This is a genomic window from Paenibacillus sp. YIM B09110 (assembly GCF_037167145.1).
Classification (GTDB): Bacteria; Bacillota; Bacilli; order Paenibacillales; family Paenibacillaceae; genus Pristimantibacillus.
In genome coordinates this window covers 258,502-280,184 of the sequence record NZ_JBANSP010000006.1, presented here as the reverse complement: position 1 = coordinate 280,184, position 21,683 = coordinate 258,502, and the positions used below count along the sequence as shown (strand labels likewise).

Here is a 21,683-nt window from a genome sequence, read left to right as displayed (position 1 = left end):
TATGGCGAAATTGCTCTTGACCTTAAAGCAACTTTAAGGTGTATGATGATCTCACCTGAAATATTCCGAAAAGTGGGGGGTTGCATATATGGAGACACCTAATTTTAAGTTTGACGGCGGTTTTATTATGGTGCCATGGGATCAGTTCGATGAGGCAGTAGAATGGTATGGCGATAAAATGGGTTGGAAATTATTAGGTACAGGCGTTGGGCCGGTCGGCGGGAAGGCTTTCTTCAAAATGCCTGGGTCTGGACAAGCCAATTTGAAATCGTTCGAAAGCGAATTAAGCCACTTTACGTCCGAAGATTATTTTGAAGGGAATTGCAGGTTCTGCTTTCGTACGGCCAATCTGGATCAGACATTAGAATACTTCAATAATCAAGGCGTCAAGTGCAGCACTCCGGTGAAAATGCCCGATGGAACGCGTTCTGCCGATATTATTGCATTCGGTAATGTACGCCTGACGTTAAGCGAAGACAGGAAGTTGGAAGGTAAATTCCCTGAATCGCGCGTCATTCAATACGCTGCTAAGCCTTTGTGGTTAGGTGTCACCGATTTGGAAGCTTCAATTAATTGGTATTCTCGGATATGCGGTTGGGAAAGTTCGAAGAAAAATTTTCAAGACAAGGGATTTGCGTTAATGCGTGAAACATGGGATTCCGTCTGGCTGGAGAAAGTGAACGACGAGCAATCACCTAAAAAAGCCAATCCCGGAGCCAGGTTATATTTCAGGATAAAAAAACAAGAGGATCTGTATAAGGCGAACGATTGGCTCAAAGGGCAGGGAATTGAAGTGTCCGAAATAGTAGGCGAGCGCTGGAAAGGATTCCACTTCTATGATCCGGACGGCAATCGTTTGAATGTTTGGAGTTACTATTGATGAAGTTGCAAGGAGGGGATCCACTGTTAACTGACATGACCATCCAGAGCTTTTCCGAACGGACGGGTCTTCCTGCCAGCACGCTTCGTTATTACGAAAAAGAAAGGCTGCTGCAGCCGAGCCATCGGGCGGATAACGGGTATCGATACTATCGGGAGGATCAGATTCCGAGTGCCTTGAAGATTCATACGCTGCGCCAAGCGGGAATTGGCCTAATCGAGATCCGTCATTATCTTGCTGCGGATGCTGACGGGCAGGCAGGATGGCTGTGCAAATGGAGGCAGGATGTCGACGCGAAGCTGTTGGCGCTGAATGTAGCCAAACAGTACCTGGATGGTGTAGATTCCGTTGATGAGCATATCCAGTTGGTTAGATGGTCTCAGTCCACGAGGATGCTTTGGTTTCGGCATCGTGTCAAGCGCCAGCTTCATCCGTTTGCACAGGCTATAGATGAGAGTTCGGCTTACTTAGAAAAGCGAGGGCTCTTGCATGCGAAAGAGGCTTATGTACGGCAGGAACGAATAATCGGAGATGAGATGCTCGGCAAAGTCGGTTTTCGCTTGCCTTTGAAGTCAGCCATACCGGATGATTGGAAGCAGGAAACCGAGCTTGAAGTTGAGCTTGAAGTCTTACAGCCCACACTGTTCGTTACCCTTGATTGCTTGTCTACCGATCCTTACGCTTGTTTTAGTTTGATGCTCGTTTTGCAGTCGTTCGGATTCGAGCCGGCAGGTCCGAATCTGGAGCGGTATCAGCTTCATGACAAGCTGCATTACCAATGGATGATTCCTGTGGTTCATGGAGAAGAAACCGGACCTTATACATCAGACCAATGAAATAACAATTCTGCAGCTGGAGCGATTGGATCTGATACGGTGAAAATTCAGTTGCGGTGGGAGAGGGTTAAGGGAGTAGAAAGCGAATTTAAAATACAGAGCCCGGCGAGAGGGATGTCGAGGTTCTGTTTTTTTTTATGGACTGAAGGGCATGTTTTAGAACGAATGACGTTCAGCATTGCACAACGTGGAATGGAGTGAGAATTACAATGGAAGAGCAACGCAATTGGGCGGGAAATTACAGATACAGTGCCGCGGAGCTGTTCGAGCCTGAGCGTATGGAGCAGCTCCAGGAATGGGTGGCGAAACGCCATAAAGTCAGAGCGCTTGGTTCGCGTCACTCGTTCAACAGCATTGCCGATACGTCCGGAAGTCTGGTTTCGTTGAACAAGATGAATCAAGTGTTGGAGCTTGATCGTTCGCGAGGGACCGTCACGGTGGAAGGCGGCATCCGGTACGGAGAGTTGGCTCGTTATTTGCATGCAAACCACTATGGTCTGCATAATTTGGCTTCTCTTCCGCACATCACGATTGCTGGCGCTTGTGCAACGGGTACGCATGGTTCGGGGGATCGGAATGGCAATCTTGCTACCGCCGTACGCTCAGTTGAGATTGTTACTGCAAGCGGGGAAGCGGTCAGTTATACACGCGGCGTACAGCCGGAAGCAGATGGAGCCATCGTCGGTCTCGGAGCGCTAGGCATTGTGTCGAAGCTGACACTAGACATCGTGCCGAGCTTTGATATCAGCCAGCAGCTGTTTGAGAACCTGGCTCTATCAAGGCTGGAAAGCCATTTCGACGATATTTTCTCGAGTGCGTACAGCGTCAGCCTATTTACGGATTGGAGCAGCGATCACTTTAATCAAGTGTGGTTGAAACGTCTCTCCAATGTGGCTGATACGTCAGTGGAGGATGATTTCTACGGGGCAACGAGAGCTACTGTGCCTTTGCATCCCGTGCCGGGTATTTCTGCAGAGCCATGCAGTGAGCAGCTAGGGAAAAGAGGACCTTGGCACGAGCGGCTGCCGCATTTTCGGATGGAGTTTACTCCGAGTGCGGGAGAGGAGCTGCAAAGCGAGTACTTTGTGCCGAGAAGCCAAGCCTACGCTGCGTTAGAGGCGATCAACAAGATACGGGAACATATCGCTCCGCATCTCTATATTTCAGAAGTGCGCTCGATTGCCTCCGATCAGTTATGGATGAGTCCAAACTACAAACGGGAATCGATCGGCATTCATTTTACATGGAAGCCTCATTCTGAGGCGGTTGAGCGTGTGTTGCCGATTATCGAAGCAGCGCTCGAGCCATTCGAGGTGCGCCCGCACTGGGGTAAGGTGTTCACAATGGCGCCTGAACGTTTGAAGTCGCTCTACGAGAAGCGCCTTGAATTCCAAAGTCTCGCAGCTAACTGCGATCCGCAGGGGAAGTTCCGCAATTCGTTTTTGGATAAGTATGTGTGGTAATAAAGAGAATGCTTAATCAGGATAGCAGTATATGACTTGGGGTACATCGCCTATGTGGCGATGTACTTCTTTGCGTTGAGCTCATGCGCGTCAAAATCAACAAGGAGTCATCGCTCAATTCCTGAAAATACTTACTACGTTGAAAAACCTAACGGACACCAGAGACGCTTATCGGACAGAAAACGCAAATCCGGATTTCTAACGGACATTAGCGACGCTTAAAACACCAGATGAATGGTATTTCGCCACTTTGGGCGCGCTAAGCGTCACGTATGTCCGTTAAAATGGTGGAAGATGAAAAAACGCTTTTTAAGGTGCAGCTATGTCCGTTACAATCTTTTCCCCGACCGCGCCTCAGATCTTTTGTCCCTAGTATAGCTGTTCTGTCGCAGGAATTGACCCCACGGGGGAAATAGATTCCTTACGAGATTATAGGAAAGTAACCTTGATTACATCCCTGCCGATGAGTGTCCCCGAACTGTTGTAAACCGATGCGAGAATATTGAAAGTTCCGCCTGCCAGCGTGATCTTCGTACTGTTCGATAACGTATGACGAATGTCGTATCCGCTGGATGGCACGTTGAGCATACCCGAATAGTAGGATAATGATCCGTTGTTCGTCTCCTGAATGCGGAGCTCGTACTTGTAAGCTCCAGCTGGCTTCGTAATGCCGATGTAATCGGGAACCGCGCCGATGCTGTTTGGATACGGGTTGAATACATAAACCCCGTCGGCCGCGCTCGCTTGGGAAGCGATCCCGAGCAGCAAACCGATGACCATGACAAGCGACAATATTCTCTTCATTAATCATTCCTCCTAGTAAGGTTCGTTTTACCCGTTCCGGCCGAAAAGGGGATGTACCTTTGCAGAGAGCTCTCGCGATGAATATAACATCATTTAGCAGAGGTTACTATATTTAGAACGTTGGATTGTATGTCTATTTCTATCGGAATCTTTTCTATAAAAACGTAAAAAAGGCGAGGATTGCTCCTCGCCTCTCGCCATTTCACTTCGGTTTGGTTAAGCTGTCTACGACAAATTCAAGCTGGGCTTCCAACGAAATCGGATCACTGAATACAAAACCGCGGCTGTTCTCGTGATAAACGCGATTGTTCTGGACAGCGGGGAGGCTATCCCAAATGCTGCCCTCAAAAACCGGAGCCGTATTTTCTTCGCCCGTCCATCCGCTTATGAAGATATAATCTCCCGCGTATTCCGGCAACAGCTCAAGCGACAGCTTGGCCCAGCCCTGGCCGCTGTCGATGGCTTCCTTCTGAATAATCGGCGGGGCCTTCAGGCCGAACTCCCCGTAAATAATGTCTCCGCCTCGGCCAAAGCTGCCGTAAGCGTAAAATTCCTTGGCGCTTCCCGTATCGAAGATCGAAACGGTGCGGTCGCCTACCGTTTGCTCGACGAGCGGTTTGTATTCCGCGATTTTAGCGTCCCACTGCGCGATCCAAGCCTTCGCTTGCTCTTCTCTGCCTGTCATCTTGCCGAAATCCAATAATTGCTCCCGTAGAGGGATTCCGTATTCGACGGCTACGGTCGGCGCGATTTTGGAGAGCTTCTCGATCGTTGCAGGGTCGTTCCAGACGACGATTAAATCCGGCTGCAGCTCTATTATTCTCTCAAATGGTACATCGTTGCCAATGTTGACAACGTCGTCCAGCATTCCTTCTGTATAGTTGTTAAAGGACTCATCACCGGCTCCGACAGGCTTTAGACCAAGCGCTAGCAAATGTCCGGTGAAGGCTCCTGCCACCATGACGATCTTTTGAGGGTTTTTGGGGATTTGCACTTCGCCGTTAACAGCCGAATAGGTTACCATTTCCGCACTGCCGGTTGTACTTCCAATTGCTGCGTTGCCGGAATTGTTGGCAGTGCTCTCTGACACTGCCGCTTTGCTTGCCGCAACGTTAGAGCCGTTCGCGCCATTCGTGTTCGCTGGTCCGGAGCATGCGCTGAGCAATAAAGTTAGGCACAGCAGCAACGTAACGCCAACAGGTAATTTGCTTCTATACATTAGTAAATCTCCTTTTTCGCTATATTGATAATGATTATCATCGCTCATATCAATATAACGACGAAGCCTGCGCGGAACAATGGACGATCCAAGCCTAATGATAGGACGATAGGAGCTTCGCGCAGCATGTACGGACGCAACCTTGAATTGTTTGGGTGTCGCGCCGGCGTGCTTTTTGAACGTTCTGATGAAATAGGATACGTCAGCATAGCCGACACTTGCCGCGATTTCTTGCAGAGATAAATCGGTTTGTTGCAGCAGTGAGCTTGCTTTGTTCATTCGAATGCGGATTAAGTAATCGATGATGCTTGCGCCGGTTTCGCGTCGGAAATGCTTGGACAGATAAGGCACGCTGTAGTGAAAGGTGTGCGCGAGTGATTCCCGGGTTAAAGGCTCGGCATAGTGCTCCTGCATATAGCGAATAAGTTGAGAGGCGAGATTAGGCCTGACGATGCTGACCTGCTGTTGATCCATTTGCCTGAGCAGCTCATATACGAATTGATAGAATAGCGTTTTGACATGGAGTCGCTCCAAACGTCCTTGAACAAGCCATTCGCTTAGCATTTGCTCAGCCAGTTCGTAGAGTAGGGCAGGGTGGATCGGAATAAACCCGTACTGGAGGCGGAAGGGCAGGTGTTGTTCCGTCAGCCGAAGCGCTTGCTGCTCGGCAGATAGCGGTAAGGAGGCTTTATAGAAAACCAAGTAATAGTGAAAGGATTCATCCGTTAAGGCAATGTCCAGCCGTGTGCCTTTGCCCCCATGAAGTATATAGAAACGGTTAGCGGCATGTTCGTTTCCGTCTAAAAATAAGGTGGCGTTGCCATGCGTAACGTACAGAAAGGCGCTGGCAGGGAACAGGTAAGATTGCACGGATTCGCCGGCCTGCAGGGCGATCTGTCGGATATCCATGATTTTGAGCGCTGCCTGGTTCCAGATCAGTATGTGCTCTTGTACGTTCACGGTTGCTTTCAATGAAGTGTTGTCTTCCTTCCGCGAGCTGTTGAAGCCAGCCGTTTATGTGGTATCGTTAGCATTAAAATTTGGACCACCCGAATACCGGTCTCAAAATTCTGCGCATCCAATAAGCCATGATCGTCCCAGGGGACCATGCGCCGGGACTCTGCAAATATTGCATGTATTGATCGTTAATGATATAAGTCCAGGTGGAAGTAGGGGTCTTCAACCCGAACTTCTCCCACGTCGCCGGATCATTCAATCCTCCGAGCTTTGCGAGCATATTCGCCGTCTCCCTATTCAGTTCGGCCGGAATTTGCTCAAATGCTTGGATGATTAGCTCATGAAACTCGTCGATGGGGTTGCGGTTAACAAGGCTCGTCAAATGGATGCTTTCGCGAATGTAAGAAACGTATGCCAGATGGTCAGCCCAAAGTTTGTCCATGTAATATAGCCGCACGCGCTGCTCGGAAGGGGTCATCGGCGTATCGCCTTTCAAAATTCCGAGCCGCTCCTCGTATAGCATGCGCCTTTGTTCCTCCACCATATCCGAATAACTGTTCAGCTCCTGGCGGATATGAAAGTTTTGGCCCATGATAACGCGCTGAATATGCGCAATTTTGCTGTGGAGCACCGACTCTTTGAGAGCCTCATCCTGCCTAATGTCGCTTATCGCCTTATCAATGCCGAACCTAAGCAACAGATCGTCTTCCAAGCTTACGAAAAATACGGAAGCCCCTGGGTCGCCTTGGCGACCGGAACGCCCGCGCAACTGATCGTCTATCCGCACGCTTTGGTGCACATGCGTACCAATCACGTACAGCCCGCCCAGCTTGGCGACGATTTCCGCTTGCTCGGGGTTGCCGCCGCCGAGCCGAATGTCGACGCCGCGCCCCGCCATATTCGTGGACACCGTCACGGCGCCGAATTGTCCCGCTTTGGCAATGATCTCGGCTTCTATTATGTCGTTCTTCGCATTCAAAACATGGCAAGGCACGTCGGCGGCCGCTAGCGTCTCCGCCAGCATGTCGGACTCCTCGACGCTGGCCGTACCGATGAGAATCGGACGTCCCGTTGCATGGACGGATAAGATTTCTTGTAGAAGCGCCTTAAGCTTGGCTTCTTTATGGGTATAAATTCGGTGCGGATAGTCGATCCGTATGTTTGTCAGGTTCGGCGGTATTTGCACGACTTGCAGATTATATATCGTTTCGAACTCTATTGCAGAAGCGTGCGCGGTAGCCGTCATCCCGCAAATCTTTGGATATAGGCTGAGGAAGTGCTGAAGGGTGATCGTACCGAGAATTTTCCCGCCGGCTTTCGATTGCAGCCCTTCCTTGGCCGAAAGCGCGGCTTGCAGCCCGTCCGGCAAATGCCTGTTCTCCGCCACGCGGCCGGTGTATTCGTCGATTAGTTCGATTTTACCGTCACGGATGATGTAATCGATGTCTTTCTTCAATAACAATTCCGCATGAAGCGCGCAATTTAACGACATCAACAAAATACTATTATGGCTTTCGTACAAATTGCCGCATCCCAGCAGCAATTCGGCTTTCGCTGCGCCTGCTTCGTTTAAATAAACGTTCCGTTTGAACTCATCGAATTCGTAATGATCATCCTGCTCGAGCTGCCTGGCCACTGCCGCGAAACGAATGCCGTCGTTGCCGGATGAGCCGGGCTTGCCGGCGATAACTAGCGGTACCCGCGCCTCGTCGAGCAGCAGGGAATCCGCTTCGTCGACGATAACGTAGCGGAAAGGACGATGCACGGTATCGACTGAGTCTAGAGCGATCGTGTCGCGCAAGAAATCGAATCCCGCCTCTTTGGCCGTAACATAGGTTATATCCGCAGCGTATGCTTCGCGTTTCTCGGACAGGCTCATGCCCGCTTGAACCGATTGTACCGTTAACCCGAGGAAACGATAGATCGGTCCCATCCACTCCGCATCCCGATTCGCCAAATAATCGTTAAAAGTCAGCACATGAACGCCTTCGCCGGTCAGCGCATGCAGGTAAGCCGGCATCGCAGCGGAGAGCGTTTTTCCTTCACCGGTATGCTGTTCAATCAACATTCTCTCGTGCAGAGCGACGGCAGCCATGATTTGGACATCGTAGGGCCGCAATCCGAGCGTTCTTTTCGCTGTCTCGCAGACTAACGCGTAAGCATCGACAAGCAGCTCATTCAAAGGCGTACCCGATTTTGCTGCTTTTTGCAGTCGGAGGGAATCGGCTTGAAGCTGACCATCGTCCCATGCTTCCAAATTCCGTTGTCGGATCAGCTCCGCTTTGTCCCGATAACCTTTCAACCTATTCCGGGTATCGCGGTCTTTGAATTGTTGCAGCAGCTTGAAGGCTAGATTCATAGGCTCTTATTCCTTTTCTAGTTATTGGGTAGAAGATATTGTAATTTATGCAATGCAAAATGTAAACCATATGTTGCATTTGAATGACGCAAAAACGAAGAGGGTAGTGTCGCTTACCTACCCGCCGGGTAGCTAGGCATCCGATCATCTTGTATGTAAAATAGGGAGGATGAGATAAACAATTAATTCCAGCAACATGATGAGTTGCAACTATTATGATAAAGGTGAGTGAGAGAACTCATGTCCAACCGTATTTTGTCCTTTATTATTGCTTTAACCCTGCTGCTTGGCCTCATCCCGACTGCCGTGACGGCAGCAGCAGCTGAGCCTTGGGAGCTTCAGACTCAGCTGCCTACTAATGACGAAATTAACGATGTTGCCTTTGTGAATGGCGCGTTTATGGCGGTAGGAACCAGCGGATTAATTATGAACTCGAAGGACGGCGAGAGCTGGAGAAACAGCCCTTCTGGAGTGACAGAGCATTTGAACAGCGTTGCCTACGGCAACGGCACCTACGTAGCGGTTGGAACCGGCGGTACGATTGTTACATCCCCCGACGGAGAAAAGTGGACCAGTGCCGTCTCGGGTACGACACTTTTCTTGGAAAGCGTCGCTTACGGCAATGGCTTGTTCGTAGCGGTTGGGGGCAACCGGTATGAGCAGCTGCTCATTCTGACTTCAACAAACGGCAAAACGTGGAATGTCGGCTTGTCCAGCGCAGCTGTGTCATTGCTTGATGTTGCTTACGGCAATGGCCTGTTTGTAGCGGTCGGGAATAACGGGAAAATATACACATCCCCCGGCGGTACAACATGGACGAACCTCAATCTCAAAGAGCCTAGTCGATTAACGGACGTTGCCTATGGCAACGGCAAGTTCATTACTATCGGTTCCGGCAAGTCGGCGGTATCCAGTGACGGCATTAGCTGGACGCAACAGAACGCAAGCGGCGCAGGGACAATCATGAATCTCGGCTACGCCAACGGTCAATATATTGCGACGGGAGGAACGTATGGAGCATTCAATACTTCCGCCGACGGCATCACATGGACCGCTTCCAAAATTCCCGATGCGACAGGTGTTATATATGCCGTGGCTTACGGCAATGGCATTTATGTCGCGGTCGGAATGAGCGGATTAGTCGCAACCTCCGCCGACGGCTTGAATTGGAGCGTTCGTTCGTCGACGGGAGGCGGCACGATTCAAAGCGTCGCGTACGGCAACAATGCATACGTGGCGGTCGGCACCTACGGTGCCATTCTATCGTCCGTTAACGGTGGACGTTGGGTAGCCCGCAATCCTTATAAGGATTTAACCTCCGCACAATTGCTGAGCGTTGCTTACGGCAACGGCACATTCGTAGCCGTCGGGGAGCTTGGCACGATCGTTACCTCCAAGGATGGCGTGAACTGGGCGCTGGCTTCGGCGGGGCATACGAAAAAAATGAGGGGAATTACGTTCTCCAGCGGCAAGTTCGTTGCCGTCGGCGAAAAAGGCTCGATTCAGTATTCGACGGACGGTTTGACTTGGAATCAGGTCGTGTCCAATTCGGCAGCTGATCTTTATAGCGTGACCTACGGAAATGGGGCGTTCGTCGCCGTCGGAACGGCGACGGGGCGGGCAGAAGTCGTTATTTCTAACGATGACGGCATCACATGGAGCGCCAAAGCGTTTACGAATGTTTACTTTCTTAAAGGAGTAGCTTACGGCAACGGCAACTTTGTCGCGGTCGGCGGGGCCGTAATCACGTCGATCGACGGGAAGACCTGGTCGACGATTAAAGTCAATCAGAATTACGCAGCCGTCGCCTACGGCAACGGCACCTATATGGCCGTAAGCGCCAGCGAACCGGCTCAAGCATCTCGCGACGGGGTCGTTTGGAACAGCGTCGGACCGGTAGGCTCATTCGACTATTCTGTCGCCTACGGCAAAGGTCAATTTATTTTGGCGAGCTATGGCGGGGCGATTCGGATGTACGGCAACGCCGATCTAAGCGGGTTAAGCGTGTCGAGCGGCAAGCTGAGCCCGGCATTCGAGCCTGGCACGACCTCGTATGAGGTTAATGTGCCGAACGATGTTAGCAGCATCACCCTGACTCCTGCCGTCATGGACGTGACGTCCGCCGTGACGGTGAAGAACGCATCGCCGTCTCAAGCGGTCGCGCTAGGCATAGGCCTTACGCAGATTCCGATCGTCGTAACTGCGCAAGACGGCACCGTGAAGACCTATATCGTCAAAGTGTTCCGGGCTGCTGCTGATGCCAGCAATCCTAACTTGTCTCAATTGCAATTATCGAATGCCACATTGAATCCGCCGATGTCGTCTAATGTGATCAACTACACGGCGAGTGTACCTAATACGAGCAGCAGCATAAAGGTAGTACCGTACGTAACGGCGGCAGGCGGGACGGTGAAAGTCAATGATGTGGCCGTCGCAAGCGGAACGGCTTCAGGCGATATTCCTTTAAACGTTGGGGTCAATAAGATAAGCATCTTGTCCACCGCACCGAATGGCAAGACGATTAGGATCTACACGGTGTCTGTCACGCGGCAAGCACCTGCAGACAGCAATGCCGATCTGCTGGGAATTCATCTCGACAGCGGCACTCTCAGTTCGGTATTCGCTCCAGCAACGACGGGCTACTCTGTCAACGTTGCGAGCGGGGTGAGCAGCATGGTCGTCACGCCTTCCTTATCCGACCCTCGCGCGACCGTTAAGGTCAACGACACGGTCGTGGCGAACGGCTCGCCATCCGGGGCCATTCGTTTGAACGCTGGAGAGAATGTGGTCACGCTGACAGTTACGGCATACAACCGTACGACGACCAAGAAATACGTTCTTAAGATTACGCGGGCGACTGTGGGGAGCAATTCCCTCTTGTCGGGATTAAAGCTTTCGAACGGAGCGGTCAGTCCTGTCCTTGCTCCCGGGACGTTGACCTATGCGGCCGGTGTCGGTTCCAATGTATCCACCATTACGATCACGCCGACGGTCGCTGAGACCGGCTCGAAGGTTACGGTGAACGGTACGAGCGTTGCGAGCGGAACGGCCTCTGCTCCGATTAGCTTGAAATACGGGCTGAACGTCATTGCGGTAAAAGTCACTGCCGCTAACGGAACAGCCAAGGCATACACTTTCAATATCACGAGAAACGCCGCTACTAACGCCAACCTTTCCGAGCTAAGCTTGGACAGCGGGACGCTTCCGGCATTCAACCCGAGCGCAACGAATTACGCAACGTTCGTTCCGAACGGCGTCAGCAAGATTAGGGTGACGGCGGCAACGGCGGACAACTATGCCACGCTATCGATCAATGGAGTGACAACGTTGAGCGGCAATCCATCGGCGCTTCTGGATCTGGCCGAGGGGAGCAATGCCATTGCGCTGAAGGTAACCGCTCCGGATGGAGTAACGACAAAAACGTATCAATTGAATATTACCCGCGCTACCGCGGAACAGAGCAATGCCAGACTGAGCTCGTTGACATTATCGAGCGGGTATCTGGGATTCGCGCCTAATCGACTCTCCTATCCGCCTGTTATTGTGGACTCTGCGGTCAGCAGCATCACGGTAACGCCAACGGCGGCTGTCGCTGGCTCGACTATAAAGGTGAACGGAGTGCCTGTCGCGAGCGGAAAGGCATCCGGCGCAATTCAGCTAAGCTACGGGCAATCCACCTTCATAGTAGATGTAGTGGCGCCGGATGGCATTTCGACGAGGCGCTATGAGGTAGTCATGAATCGGGATACTTCGAATAGCAACTAGTTGACAGGCATTCTGTAGGCAGCAACGTCATTGCCGTCGAAGTTATAGGCGAGGTGCCGCGAGCAAGCTGAATCCCTGGTATTTCCCAAGCATATCCGAATACAGCACATTGTTGGAACAGCAGGGCTTCCGATCGACCGACCAAGATCAAGGACAATGAGCAAGGCCTACATCATTGGTTGAGTGGCTTCGCCGACAATTTCTTGCAGCACTTTTCAAAGCAGAGCGTCAAGCTGCTTGCGCGAAAAAAGCTGATAAAGCCCGGAACGAATTGTTTCATGATGGATCATGGTACGCGGATTATAAACGATTAAGAGTGATGGCGATTAAGCCAAGAGAAAACAGTATATAAATGATGAATACACCGCCATGAGTTCAGGAACTCTTTGGCGGTGTATTTGATTTGCTAACCAGCCGTGGTTTAATATCGAATGACAATCTTGCCAAAATACGAGCCTTCCGCGAGGTGGGAGAGGGCCTTAACGGCCTGCGAGAACGGATACTCCGAGTCAATGACAGGGTAAAGTCGATGGTGTTCGATCGCAACGTTCATGTTCTCGAACATGGCCCGGCTGCCTACGTTTATGGCTTGAAGTCTTGCTCTTCGGAGAATGGCCGGGACGATGGCTAAACCTTCGACGCTGGCTCCAGACAGAATGCCGACGATACTGATTTGGCCGCCTACCTTTAATGCGGAGATAGAACGATTAAGCGTTGCCCCGCCTCCGAGATCGACGATATGATCAGCCCCTTTTCCTTGCGTATGCTCCAGTATGGCTTTGTCCCATTCCGCCGTTTCCTTGTAATTGATGCCGTAATCGGCGCCTAACCCTCTGGCTCGTGCAAGCTTTTCATTGCTGCTGGACGTCACTATAACTTTGGCGCCTTGGAGCTTGGCGAACTGAAGGGCGAACAGGGAAACGCCGCCGGTGCCTTGGACGACAACTGTATCTCCTGCTTTGACTTTACCTTCTTCCACGATCGCATGCCAGGCCGTGACCCCGGCGCAAGGCAGAGTCGCGGCTTCGACATCGCTCAAATGTTGGGGGACGCGAACTAACCCTTCTTCAGGCAACACGACATATTCCGCGAGCAGCCCCTGGAGAGGGCTGCCTAACGTGGTAACCCAATTCTCCTGCGTGGCCTCGCCTGACTTCCAGCTTTGAGTAAAGATGGCGCTCACTCGTTCTCCCATACGGAACCTGCCGGCATTTTCTCCTAAGGCAACGATCTCGCCTACTCCATCGGACACCGGAATGAGGGGCTCTTTTAGTTCAGGATTGTAGAAGCCGTCTATGACTCCGATATCACGCGCGTTCAGCGATACGGCTTTCATTCGAATGAGGACTTCACCTCGGCCTGGAGTGGGGATGGGGCGATCGACTTCTGCGATGTGATCGAGTCCGAAGCCGCCTTGAAGGACGTATGCTTTCATTGTGCATCTCTCCTTATCTTAGGTATAGACATACAATAATCCACGCACTAAGATGTAGCTAGACGGCACTTTAAAGTCGGTTGCGAACCTTAAGGTGCGTAAGGAGGCGAGGCATATGAAGTCGCGGGATATCTCATTGGAAGATTGCAGCTATACCCATGTGTTGGAGATTATTTCGAATAAATGGACCGCATTGGTCATCTACTCTTTGGAGAACGGTACCATTAGATATGGTGAGATAATGAAGCGCATCGAAGGCATTTCGCAGAAAATGCTGACGCAAACGTTGAGGCGATTGGAGCGGGATGGCTTGGTCAGTCGGAAAGTGACGCCATCGGTTCCACCGATCGTTGAGTATACGTTAACCTCGCTCGGGGAGACGTTGATTCCATATATGAGGAATTTAGTAGAGTGGTCTTCCAATCACTACTCTGCAGTCAGGAAGGCAAGAGAAGAATATGACTTCGGTGACGCGGATACCATCGTGAATGAAGTAGAACGGAAAGATGCATAGCAATATAAAACCATCGTCATGTGACTGTACACTTTGGCGATGTTTTTTTGTCTCCAGAGCGAAGGAATGAGTAATAATACACACAATAAACCGAGGAAAAGCCATGTTTGGGAGGCTCGCAATTAACACGCTGAACCTCATGTTATTTGTAGTAAAATTAATCTAAAATGCAAATACAGTAATAACAGGAACATAGGAGGCAAGAAATATGAAAATCAATAGAATCGATCATGTGGGTGTGATCGTCAATGATCTCGCTGCCGCCAAAGCTTTTTTTCTTGATCTTGGCCTTGAGGTGCAAGGGGAATGGGAAATGGAAGGAAAGTTGTTGAACGAGGTAGTTGGGCTTAATGACGTTAAAGTAGCTTGTGTGGGGTTAGGGACGCCAGACGGTCAGCCATGGATAGAGCTAATCCAATATTATACGCCGTTAGATGAAAGAGAGGTTCGGCAGCCTTTTTCAAATACATTGGGTATCCGGCATATTGCCTTTGCTGTTGAAGATCTTGAAGCGATTGTCGCCAAATTGAAAAAGAAAGGCACCGAATTCTTTAGTGAAATTCAGAACTATGAAGATAAGTACAAGTTATGCTTATGTCGCGGGCCGGAGGGCATAATTTTAGAGCTGGCGGAGAAAATCAATTAAATGTAATGGATCGAATGTGCCTCCCGATAAGCATTCAGAATGGAATCTATACAGGCTAATGGGCCAAATGGCATCAAAACAAAGGTAGAGCTCGAATGAAGGAGGACCTCGTGGCTGAGGTCCTCTTCGTAGTTGTTATTTGTTCTAAGCAGGGCTTATAACTTAAGATTCATTCCGTGCTTCTAATGAATCGTTCGCATTTTGCGCAGGCAATTTTTTGATAAACCAACCTAGGATCAAAACAAGTATGGCAAGAATAAATGCAATCCAAAAAACGGCCTGCAAACCGGCTACCATGCTTTGTGTCTTCTCATGCATGGCTGTAGGATCGAGCGTTTGGTGAAGATAACGCTTGGCTCTAGATGACATGATTCCGACGAACAAGGCAATGCCGATTCCTCCGGCAATCTGTTGGAGCGTGTTGTATATGGCTGTGCCGTGGGGAACCAGATGAGGCGGAAGCTGATTCAGGCCTGTTGTCTGAGCCGGCATGACGACGAACGATATGCCGAGGAATAAGAGGATATGATTGAATAGAACGGAGCCTTGCGCCGTATCGCTATCCATGCCGGCAAATAGCCATAGCGATATGGCGATCATGAGCATTCCGGGCATGATGACGAATCTTGGCCCGAATTTATCGAATAATTTGCCCGTCACCGGCATCATGATTGCGTTTAAAATCGAGCCCGGCATTAAGAGCATACCTGTCGCGAATGCAGTCAACTGCATCACATCCTGTATATAGATCGGCAGCAATGTCGTGGTGGCGAATAATATCATCATTAGGACGACCACCAATACCGCAACGATCGAAAAAGCGGATTGACGGAATACGGAAAGATCGATCAAAGGCTCTTTGAGCCTCAGCTGGCGCCATACAAAGAAGATCAAGAAGAGGCTGCCTGCGGCAATTAGGCCGTAACCTTCGGGCTCAGACCAGACATGGGTACGGCTGAAGCCGTAGATGACGCAGCCGAAACCGATGGTTGACATGACTATGGATAAAAGGTCGACTCTCGGCCGGGTCAGTTCTGTCACATTCTTTAAGTACTTGAGCGCATAAACGATCGAAAACAATACGACGGGAACGACCATATAGAATAGCCAGCGCCAGTGCAAGGTGTCAATGACTAGGCCCGACAAAGCCGGTCCGACGACGGGGGCGACCATAATGACCAAGCCCATGAGTCCCATGGCCGCACCCCGGCGTTCCGGAGGATAGAGCGCAAGAATCGTATTCATCATTAACGGGATCAATAATCCCGTCCCGCCAGCCTGAACAACCCTGCCCATAAGCAAGATCTCGAAGCCAGGGGATACCGCGCACAGGCAGGTGCCGGCTAAAAATAACCCCATCGCAGACAGGAACATTTGGCGAGTCGTAAACCATTGCTGCAGCAATGCGGTCACCGGCACAAGTACGCCGATCACGAGCATATAACCGGTCGATAGCCATTGTATGGTCGAAACCGTAACGCCATATTCGCGCATCAATCCTGGAAACGCATTGACAAGCAAATTTTCGTTAAGAAAAGCAATGAATGCGCCGATGAGCAGCGCGGTTAACATCGGTCCTCGCTTTATTTCGCTTACCTCTTGAATCCGTTTATTCATATTTTACCTCCCTAATTTTCATTGCGTTCTTTCCTTTGTGTGTAACGTATATCTCCCTGTCGGCCTGAACAAAATTTTACGTGAATCCGAATGAATTGGAAAAAGCGATACTGCTCCTCCTACGCGGGTATTCATTTCGATTTCGAAGAAATAAGGGGGAGTTTCACGTTATTTTGCATATTTGCTAATTATCTCTTGACGGGATGCGATTAGAGGTTTATAGTATCGTGCCGATGCCAAAATACGAATAGCAGAAGCCAGCGCAGCGGGGAAAAGACACCCGCTGCGTGTTTTTTTCGACTATTTGTGGAAATTATTCCATTGTGTTAAACGCGCCGAAAACTATGATTAAGGTATAACTCCATGATCCTGCAATGAGACGAGAGGATGCTCAGACACGCATGAACGAAGAACGAAGTAAAGGAAGGAGAGACGTTGATGTAGGAGATTTTTATCGGTTCAATATGTAAGCGTTTTACTTGGAGTCCGTTTTGCCAATATGAACTTAAACGGAGGTTATCGGCCAATGAAGATGGTTCGGAAGAAAGGCTCAAGAAAGCTTGCCATTCTGCTGGTAGTCGGCAGTCTTGCATGGTTGCCCGCAGTACCGGGAACAGGAGGCGTAGCTTCGGCGGCGGATCACGCCATGTCCCAAGCGTTCAATACGTCGACCGGCGTGCTGGATGTGGATTATGCTACGTATTTGTCCAAGCATGACGTTGTGTACCAGTCGCCGGTATCGGATCCGAAGGGAGCTTTGACCGTCGGCAACGGACGGGTCGGAGGCATGGTGTGGGACACGCTGGGCGGTATCACGATGCAGGTGTCGGGCGTGGACGCTTCCCAGGAAGGCTTCGCTTCGCAAGGGTTGGTCAATCTGTATACGAATCCGGGGCTCAATGCGGGCTATACGTCGTACAAGCAGCGGCTGTCGCTATATGACGGCGTGCTCACTACCGAGTATGACAGCAACCGTAAAATTACGATTATGGGCGCACCGAACTCCGAAGTCATGGGTATCCATGTCGAGGACAGCCGTACCGGCTTGTCCAGCGTCTCCCTGGATTTAAGCCTGTGGGATGTTAGCAACTTCAGCGGAGGCGACGTGCCGGATATCAACACTTGGAGAACGGTCTCTACTTTCGTCGACCCGACGGTCGTCGGATTGAGCAGGGGACAGACGGATGCGAATAACTTCGGCTATACGCTGGCGGCTACCGTCGAGGGAGCAAGCTTCACCACTCAGGCGGTCGGAGGCAACAAGGTCAGGCTGAATATTACCCCTTCTTCAAGCTACACGATCTGGATTTCCAGCGCGAGCCGGCTGAACGCGCCGGGCAACAACTCCGTGACCGCCGCCAAAAACCAACTTACCGGTGTCAAAAATACCGGCTATAACGCTACCCTGGCCAGCTACAAAAACTGGTGGCATAACTTCTGGGCGAAATCGTTCGTGCAGTATTCCAATGCATCCGGTGACGCCGACTATATGGAAAGCTTCTACTACTTGAGCACCTACATGATTGCGGCCGGCTCTTACGGCAACTATCCGTTCCACTTTATTAACGGCGTATTTAGCGCCGTTAACGACAATGACAGCGGCAAATGGAGCAATGCTTACTGGTATTGGAATCAGCGGGATATCTACCATTCCTTCCTGGCCTCCAATCACGCCGATATGGTTAACGTGTTCAATAATTTATACAGTCGAAATTACAGTACGTTGAAGGCGTATACGATGACACGGTACGGAATCGACGGCATCTGGGTGCCGGAGACGATGGGCTGGAACGCCAGCGCGGCGGGAACGATCTACAGCGATTATACGCAGGATACGCTGTCGACGGCGGCGGAAGCGGCTCTGAACATGTATGCGCAGTACAAGTATACGAACGACGCTAATTACTTAAGCGGCACTGCGTATCCGTTCATGCGCGAGGCGGCGAAATTTTATGCCGATATTGTTTCCTACGACAGTGCGACAGGCAAGTATTATATGGCTTCCTCGAATGCTCACGAGCAGCATTGGGACGTGCGGAATGCGATTACCGATCTAGCCGCGATTCGCGCTTTGTTCCCGGTTGCTATTCAGGCCAGCGCCAGCCTTGGCGTAGATGCAAATTTGCGCGCCGAATGGCAAACCGTGCTAAACAATCTGGTAGCTTATCCCATCGACCCTAGCGATCCGAACAAATACGCGCCGCATACGCCGCCGATTTCCCAGAACCGGAACAACGAGAACGTCGTTCTGGAGCTGGCATGGCCTTACAGCGTTAGCGGCATCGGCTATCCGGATTATCAGAAGCTGGTTAACAATTACAACGCACGGCCTTATCCTTATAACTCGAACAACGTATGGGATCCGGCCCCGATTCAGGCCGCCCGGCTTGGTCTCGGCGATGAAGCGTATCTCGGCATGAGGATGATGCTGCAGCGCTATCAGCACTACCCGAACGGAAGAACGACCAATTCCAACGGCGAATTCGAGTATATGGGCGTCCATTTGTCGGCAATGAACGAATCGCTGCTCCAGAGCTATAACGATAAAATTCGGGTGTTCCCGGCGCTGCCGACCGAAATGAATTTCGTCAGCAAATTTACGCTGCTCGCCAGCGGAGGTTTTCTGGTCAGCTCCGAGAAAGCGGCTAACGAGATCAAGTACGTTGGAATAAAGAGCCTGAACGGCAAGCCGGCTACCATAGTGAACCCATGGGGAACGCAAGCCGTGCAGGTCAGAAGAATGTCCGACAACGCCGTTATTACGACGTCCTCGAGCAGCGAGTTTACGTTCAATACGTCGGCCGGGGCGGTATATGTCGTGGAACGCACGGCCAAACCTTTTGCCAATTTCGAACATACGCAGCTGACGGGAACGGCCAATCAAGGCGTAAAGTCGCTGAGCGGCACGAATTCCAAGCTAGGTCTGGACGCTAATGGCGGCAGAGCGACGATTACGACCTTCTTCGAAGACTCGAATTACGGAGGCGCCGCCAAAACGCTTGCAACGGGAAGCTATACGACCGCACAGCTTACCGCGGCGGGCATTCCGAATAACTGGGTATCCTCCGTCAAGGTTCCGCTGGGCTATACGGTAACCGTCTATGATAATGACAACTTTACGGGGACGCAATGGTCGTTTACGGCGGACACCGACTTCCCAAGCAGTACGAATCCAAATGCCAACGATAAAATGTCCTCGGTCGTAATTGTTGGGAGCGGCGGAGGCGGTGGAAGCGTTGTGAAATACGAAGCGGAGAACGGAGTCAGAACGGGAGCGGTAGGCATCTACAATGATGCGAGTGCCTCGGGTGGCCAAGCGACGGATCATTACTCCAATGTTGGCGACTCCGTGTCGGTCGCTAATGTACAGGCGGGCTCCAAGCTCGTGATCGGCTACTGCACCGCCAACAATCCTGGACGGCTGAGCCTGTACATCAACGGGGTAGACAGCGGCAACGTTACGTTCCCGTCCACGTCCAGCTGGAATACGACGTATTCCACCGTTACGGTGACGATTCCGATACCAGCGGGCGCTACGATTAAGCTGCAACGCGACAGCGGCGATGACGGCGCGAATATTGATTATGTGGGTGTGGGCCTATAACGTTAAACTATAAAGTATATAGGTTTAATATATTTAACTTATAAATACGACTGTGCCATACTATCCCTAACATAAACGTTGGGAGATGGTTCCATGAGTTCCAATCAGGTTTGGCAATCCGATCATTATGACAGCAAGCTTGGCTTTGTATCTGAATTCGGCAAGGATGTCGTACGGCTTTTGAACCCGATCAAGGATGAGCGGATCTTTGATTTGGGCTGCGGAACCGGGGATTTGGCTCATGAAATCAGCCAGGCAGGCGCGCGCGTGACGGGGATGGATTTATCGGCGCCCATGATCGAGCAGGCGCAGCGCAAGTATCCCCACATTCAATTCATGGTCGGAGACGGCGAACGATTCACCGCGGATGCGAAGTACGATGCCGTCTTCTCGAACGCAGCGTTGCATTGGATGAAAAATCCGCAGTCGGTATTAGCCGGTGTATGGAATAGTTTGAAGCCCGGAGGCAGGTTTGTTGCAGAGTTTGGCGGCAAAGGAAATGTGGACGCGATCGTCCAGGCCATTGGCGAGGTGCTGCGCGAGGATTATGGCATTGATGCCGGCAAGCTGAATCCTTGGTATTTCCCAAGCATCGCAGAATACAGCATGTTGCTCGAGCAGCAAGGCTTCCGCGTTACCTATGCGATTCATTTCGACCGTCCGACCAGGATCAAGGACAACGAGCAAGGCTTGAATCATTGGCTGAGGGGTTTCGCCGACAGCTTCTTCACGGCGCTGGGCGAGGCGGAGCGGGATGCCGTTTGTTCAAAAATAGCCGTTAAAGCCCGAAACGACTTGTTTCATGACGGTTCTTGGTACGCGGATTACAAACGGTTAAGGGTGATGGCGGTCAAGCCGGGATAAGTGACGAGCAGATATGGTTGAATAGCACATCAAGCAAATGAGTGGCCGGAATGCATCCGGTCGCTCATTTGAAGTTTGCGGACCGTATGGAAGGACTCCCGTCTTTTGCGCTGTCTAATGGTAATAGTAGGTTTGGCTTGTTATGACTCTGCCTTTTGAGTCTAGGCTTTCCACGCTGTACCCATCCTGTTTTATCACCTCGATATATAGACAAATTATAACTGGTTTAGGTTCATATCCCGAAACGTACTTTTCATGGTATTCTCAAAAGTAAGAAAGACGGATAAAGGAGAGTTTATAGATGAGAGTGAAATTAGAAGGCATTACCGTATTATCGGACGATGTATCCCGGCTGGCGGCGTTTTATCACGAGGTGCTGGGATTCGACATTGTCGTTCAAGAGGATCATTACGTCGAATTTGCAAATGACGGAGTCCGTCTAGCGATTTGCTCCAAGCCCTTAATGGCCGATAACACGAACGGACATTACTCTTTTATAGAGGAACGCAAGGGACAAGCCTTTGAACTGAACTTCCAATGCGAGTCACCTGAAGCGGTTCGGGAGAAGTACGAAGTCTTTGTCTCGAAGGGGGCGACTTCCATTGCCGAGCCGACCGTAAAGTCCTGGGGGCATACAGCCGGCTTTTTCGCGGATCCCGATGGCAATATTCATTCGCTCTTTGCGGTTAATCCGATTGCGGAGGAAGAAGCGTAGAGGAA

Annotated in this window: 14 protein-coding genes; 9 read left to right on the top strand and 5 right to left on the bottom strand. The window is 50.9% G+C overall.

The window, feature by feature from the left end; genetic code table 11:
- Positions 1 to 88: 88 nt before the first annotated feature.
- From V8F51_RS12090 to V8F51_RS12080, 3 genes are all read left to right on the top strand, one after another.
- Positions 89 to 880: a VOC family protein gene (locus tag V8F51_RS12090; RefSeq protein WP_337100483.1), complete on the top strand. Its 792-nt coding sequence runs from the start codon at positions 89 to 91 to the stop codon at positions 878 to 880.
- Positions 880 to 1,716, top strand: a complete 837-nt coding sequence (locus tag V8F51_RS12085) for a helix-turn-helix domain-containing protein (protein ID WP_337100482.1) — start codon at positions 880 to 882, stop codon at positions 1,714 to 1,716. Before V8F51_RS12090 ends, V8F51_RS12085 begins: the two co-directional genes overlap by 1 nt.
- Before the next feature lie 209 nt (positions 1,717 to 1,925).
- Complete coding sequence (locus tag V8F51_RS12080; RefSeq protein ID WP_337100480.1) at positions 1,926 to 3,179, top strand: FAD-binding protein; 1,254 nt, start codon at positions 1,926 to 1,928, stop codon at positions 3,177 to 3,179.
- Positions 3,180 to 3,608: 429 nt separating this feature from the next.
- Here V8F51_RS12080 and V8F51_RS12075 read toward each other — a convergent pair whose 3' ends face one another.
- The 3 genes from V8F51_RS12075 to V8F51_RS12065 all read right to left on the bottom strand — a co-directional run bounded on the left by V8F51_RS12075 (position 3,609) and on the right by V8F51_RS12065 (position 8,518).
- Complete coding sequence (locus tag V8F51_RS12075) at positions 3,609 to 3,983, bottom strand: hypothetical protein (RefSeq protein ID WP_337100479.1); 375 nt, start codon at positions 3,981 to 3,983, stop codon at positions 3,609 to 3,611.
- Between the two features lie 202 nt (positions 3,984 to 4,185).
- Positions 4,186 to 6,174, bottom strand: coding sequence for an AraC family transcriptional regulator (locus V8F51_RS12070; RefSeq protein ID WP_337100478.1), 1,989 nt, complete (start codon positions 6,172 to 6,174; stop codon positions 4,186 to 4,188).
- Positions 6,175 to 6,235: 61 nt separating this feature from the next.
- The gene (locus V8F51_RS12065; RefSeq protein WP_337100477.1) at positions 6,236 to 8,518 is read right to left on the bottom strand and encodes a preprotein translocase subunit SecA; all 2,283 of its coding nucleotides are present in this window, start codon (positions 8,516 to 8,518) and stop codon (positions 6,236 to 6,238) included.
- Positions 8,519 to 8,758: 240 nt separating this feature from the next.
- Here V8F51_RS12065 and V8F51_RS12060 point away from each other — a divergent pair, with 240 nt between their 5' ends.
- A complete protein-coding gene (locus V8F51_RS12060; RefSeq protein ID WP_337100476.1) occupies positions 8,759 to 12,283 on the top strand; it encodes a cadherin-like beta sandwich domain-containing protein in 3,525 nt (1,174 codons plus the stop codon).
- 421 nt (positions 12,284 to 12,704) lie between these two features.
- Here the strand turns inward: V8F51_RS12060 and V8F51_RS12055 are convergent, their stop codons facing one another.
- Positions 12,705 to 13,718, bottom strand: coding sequence for a zinc-dependent alcohol dehydrogenase family protein (locus V8F51_RS12055; protein WP_337100475.1), 1,014 nt, complete (start codon positions 13,716 to 13,718; stop codon positions 12,705 to 12,707).
- 115 nt (positions 13,719 to 13,833) lie between these two features.
- Between V8F51_RS12055 and V8F51_RS12050 the strand changes: the two genes are divergently transcribed.
- Positions 13,834 to 14,232 carry a winged helix-turn-helix transcriptional regulator gene (locus V8F51_RS12050; protein WP_337100474.1) on the top strand — a complete coding sequence of 133 codons (399 nt, stop codon included), beginning with the start codon at positions 13,834 to 13,836 and terminating at the stop codon, positions 14,230 to 14,232.
- A 208-nt stretch (positions 14,233 to 14,440) separates the two neighbouring features.
- Entirely contained in the window at positions 14,441 to 14,878 is a 438-nt protein-coding gene (locus tag V8F51_RS12045; RefSeq protein ID WP_337100473.1) for a VOC family protein, read from the top strand.
- 162 nt (positions 14,879 to 15,040) lie between these two features.
- On the opposite strand, the gene V8F51_RS12040 is transcribed toward V8F51_RS12045, so the two are convergent.
- On the bottom strand, positions 15,041 to 16,495 hold the full coding sequence (locus V8F51_RS12040; protein WP_337100472.1) for an MDR family MFS transporter: 1,455 nt from the start codon (positions 16,493 to 16,495) through the stop codon (positions 15,041 to 15,043).
- A 526-nt stretch (positions 16,496 to 17,021) separates the two neighbouring features.
- Between V8F51_RS12040 and V8F51_RS12035 the strand changes: the two genes are divergently transcribed.
- The 3 genes from V8F51_RS12035 (at position 17,022) to V8F51_RS12025 (ending at position 21,678) form a co-directional block, all read left to right on the top strand.
- On the top strand, positions 17,022 to 20,099 hold the full coding sequence (locus tag V8F51_RS12035) for a glycosyl hydrolase family 95 catalytic domain-containing protein (RefSeq protein WP_337100471.1): 3,078 nt from the start codon (positions 17,022 to 17,024) through the stop codon (positions 20,097 to 20,099).
- 93 nt (positions 20,100 to 20,192) lie between these two features.
- Positions 20,193 to 20,963, top strand: a complete 771-nt coding sequence (locus V8F51_RS12030) for a class I SAM-dependent methyltransferase (RefSeq protein ID WP_337100470.1) — start codon at positions 20,193 to 20,195, stop codon at positions 20,961 to 20,963.
- Between the two features lie 301 nt (positions 20,964 to 21,264).
- Positions 21,265 to 21,678, top strand: coding sequence for a VOC family protein (locus tag V8F51_RS12025; protein WP_337100468.1), 414 nt, complete (start codon positions 21,265 to 21,267; stop codon positions 21,676 to 21,678).
- Positions 21,679 to 21,683 lie beyond the last annotated feature (5 nt).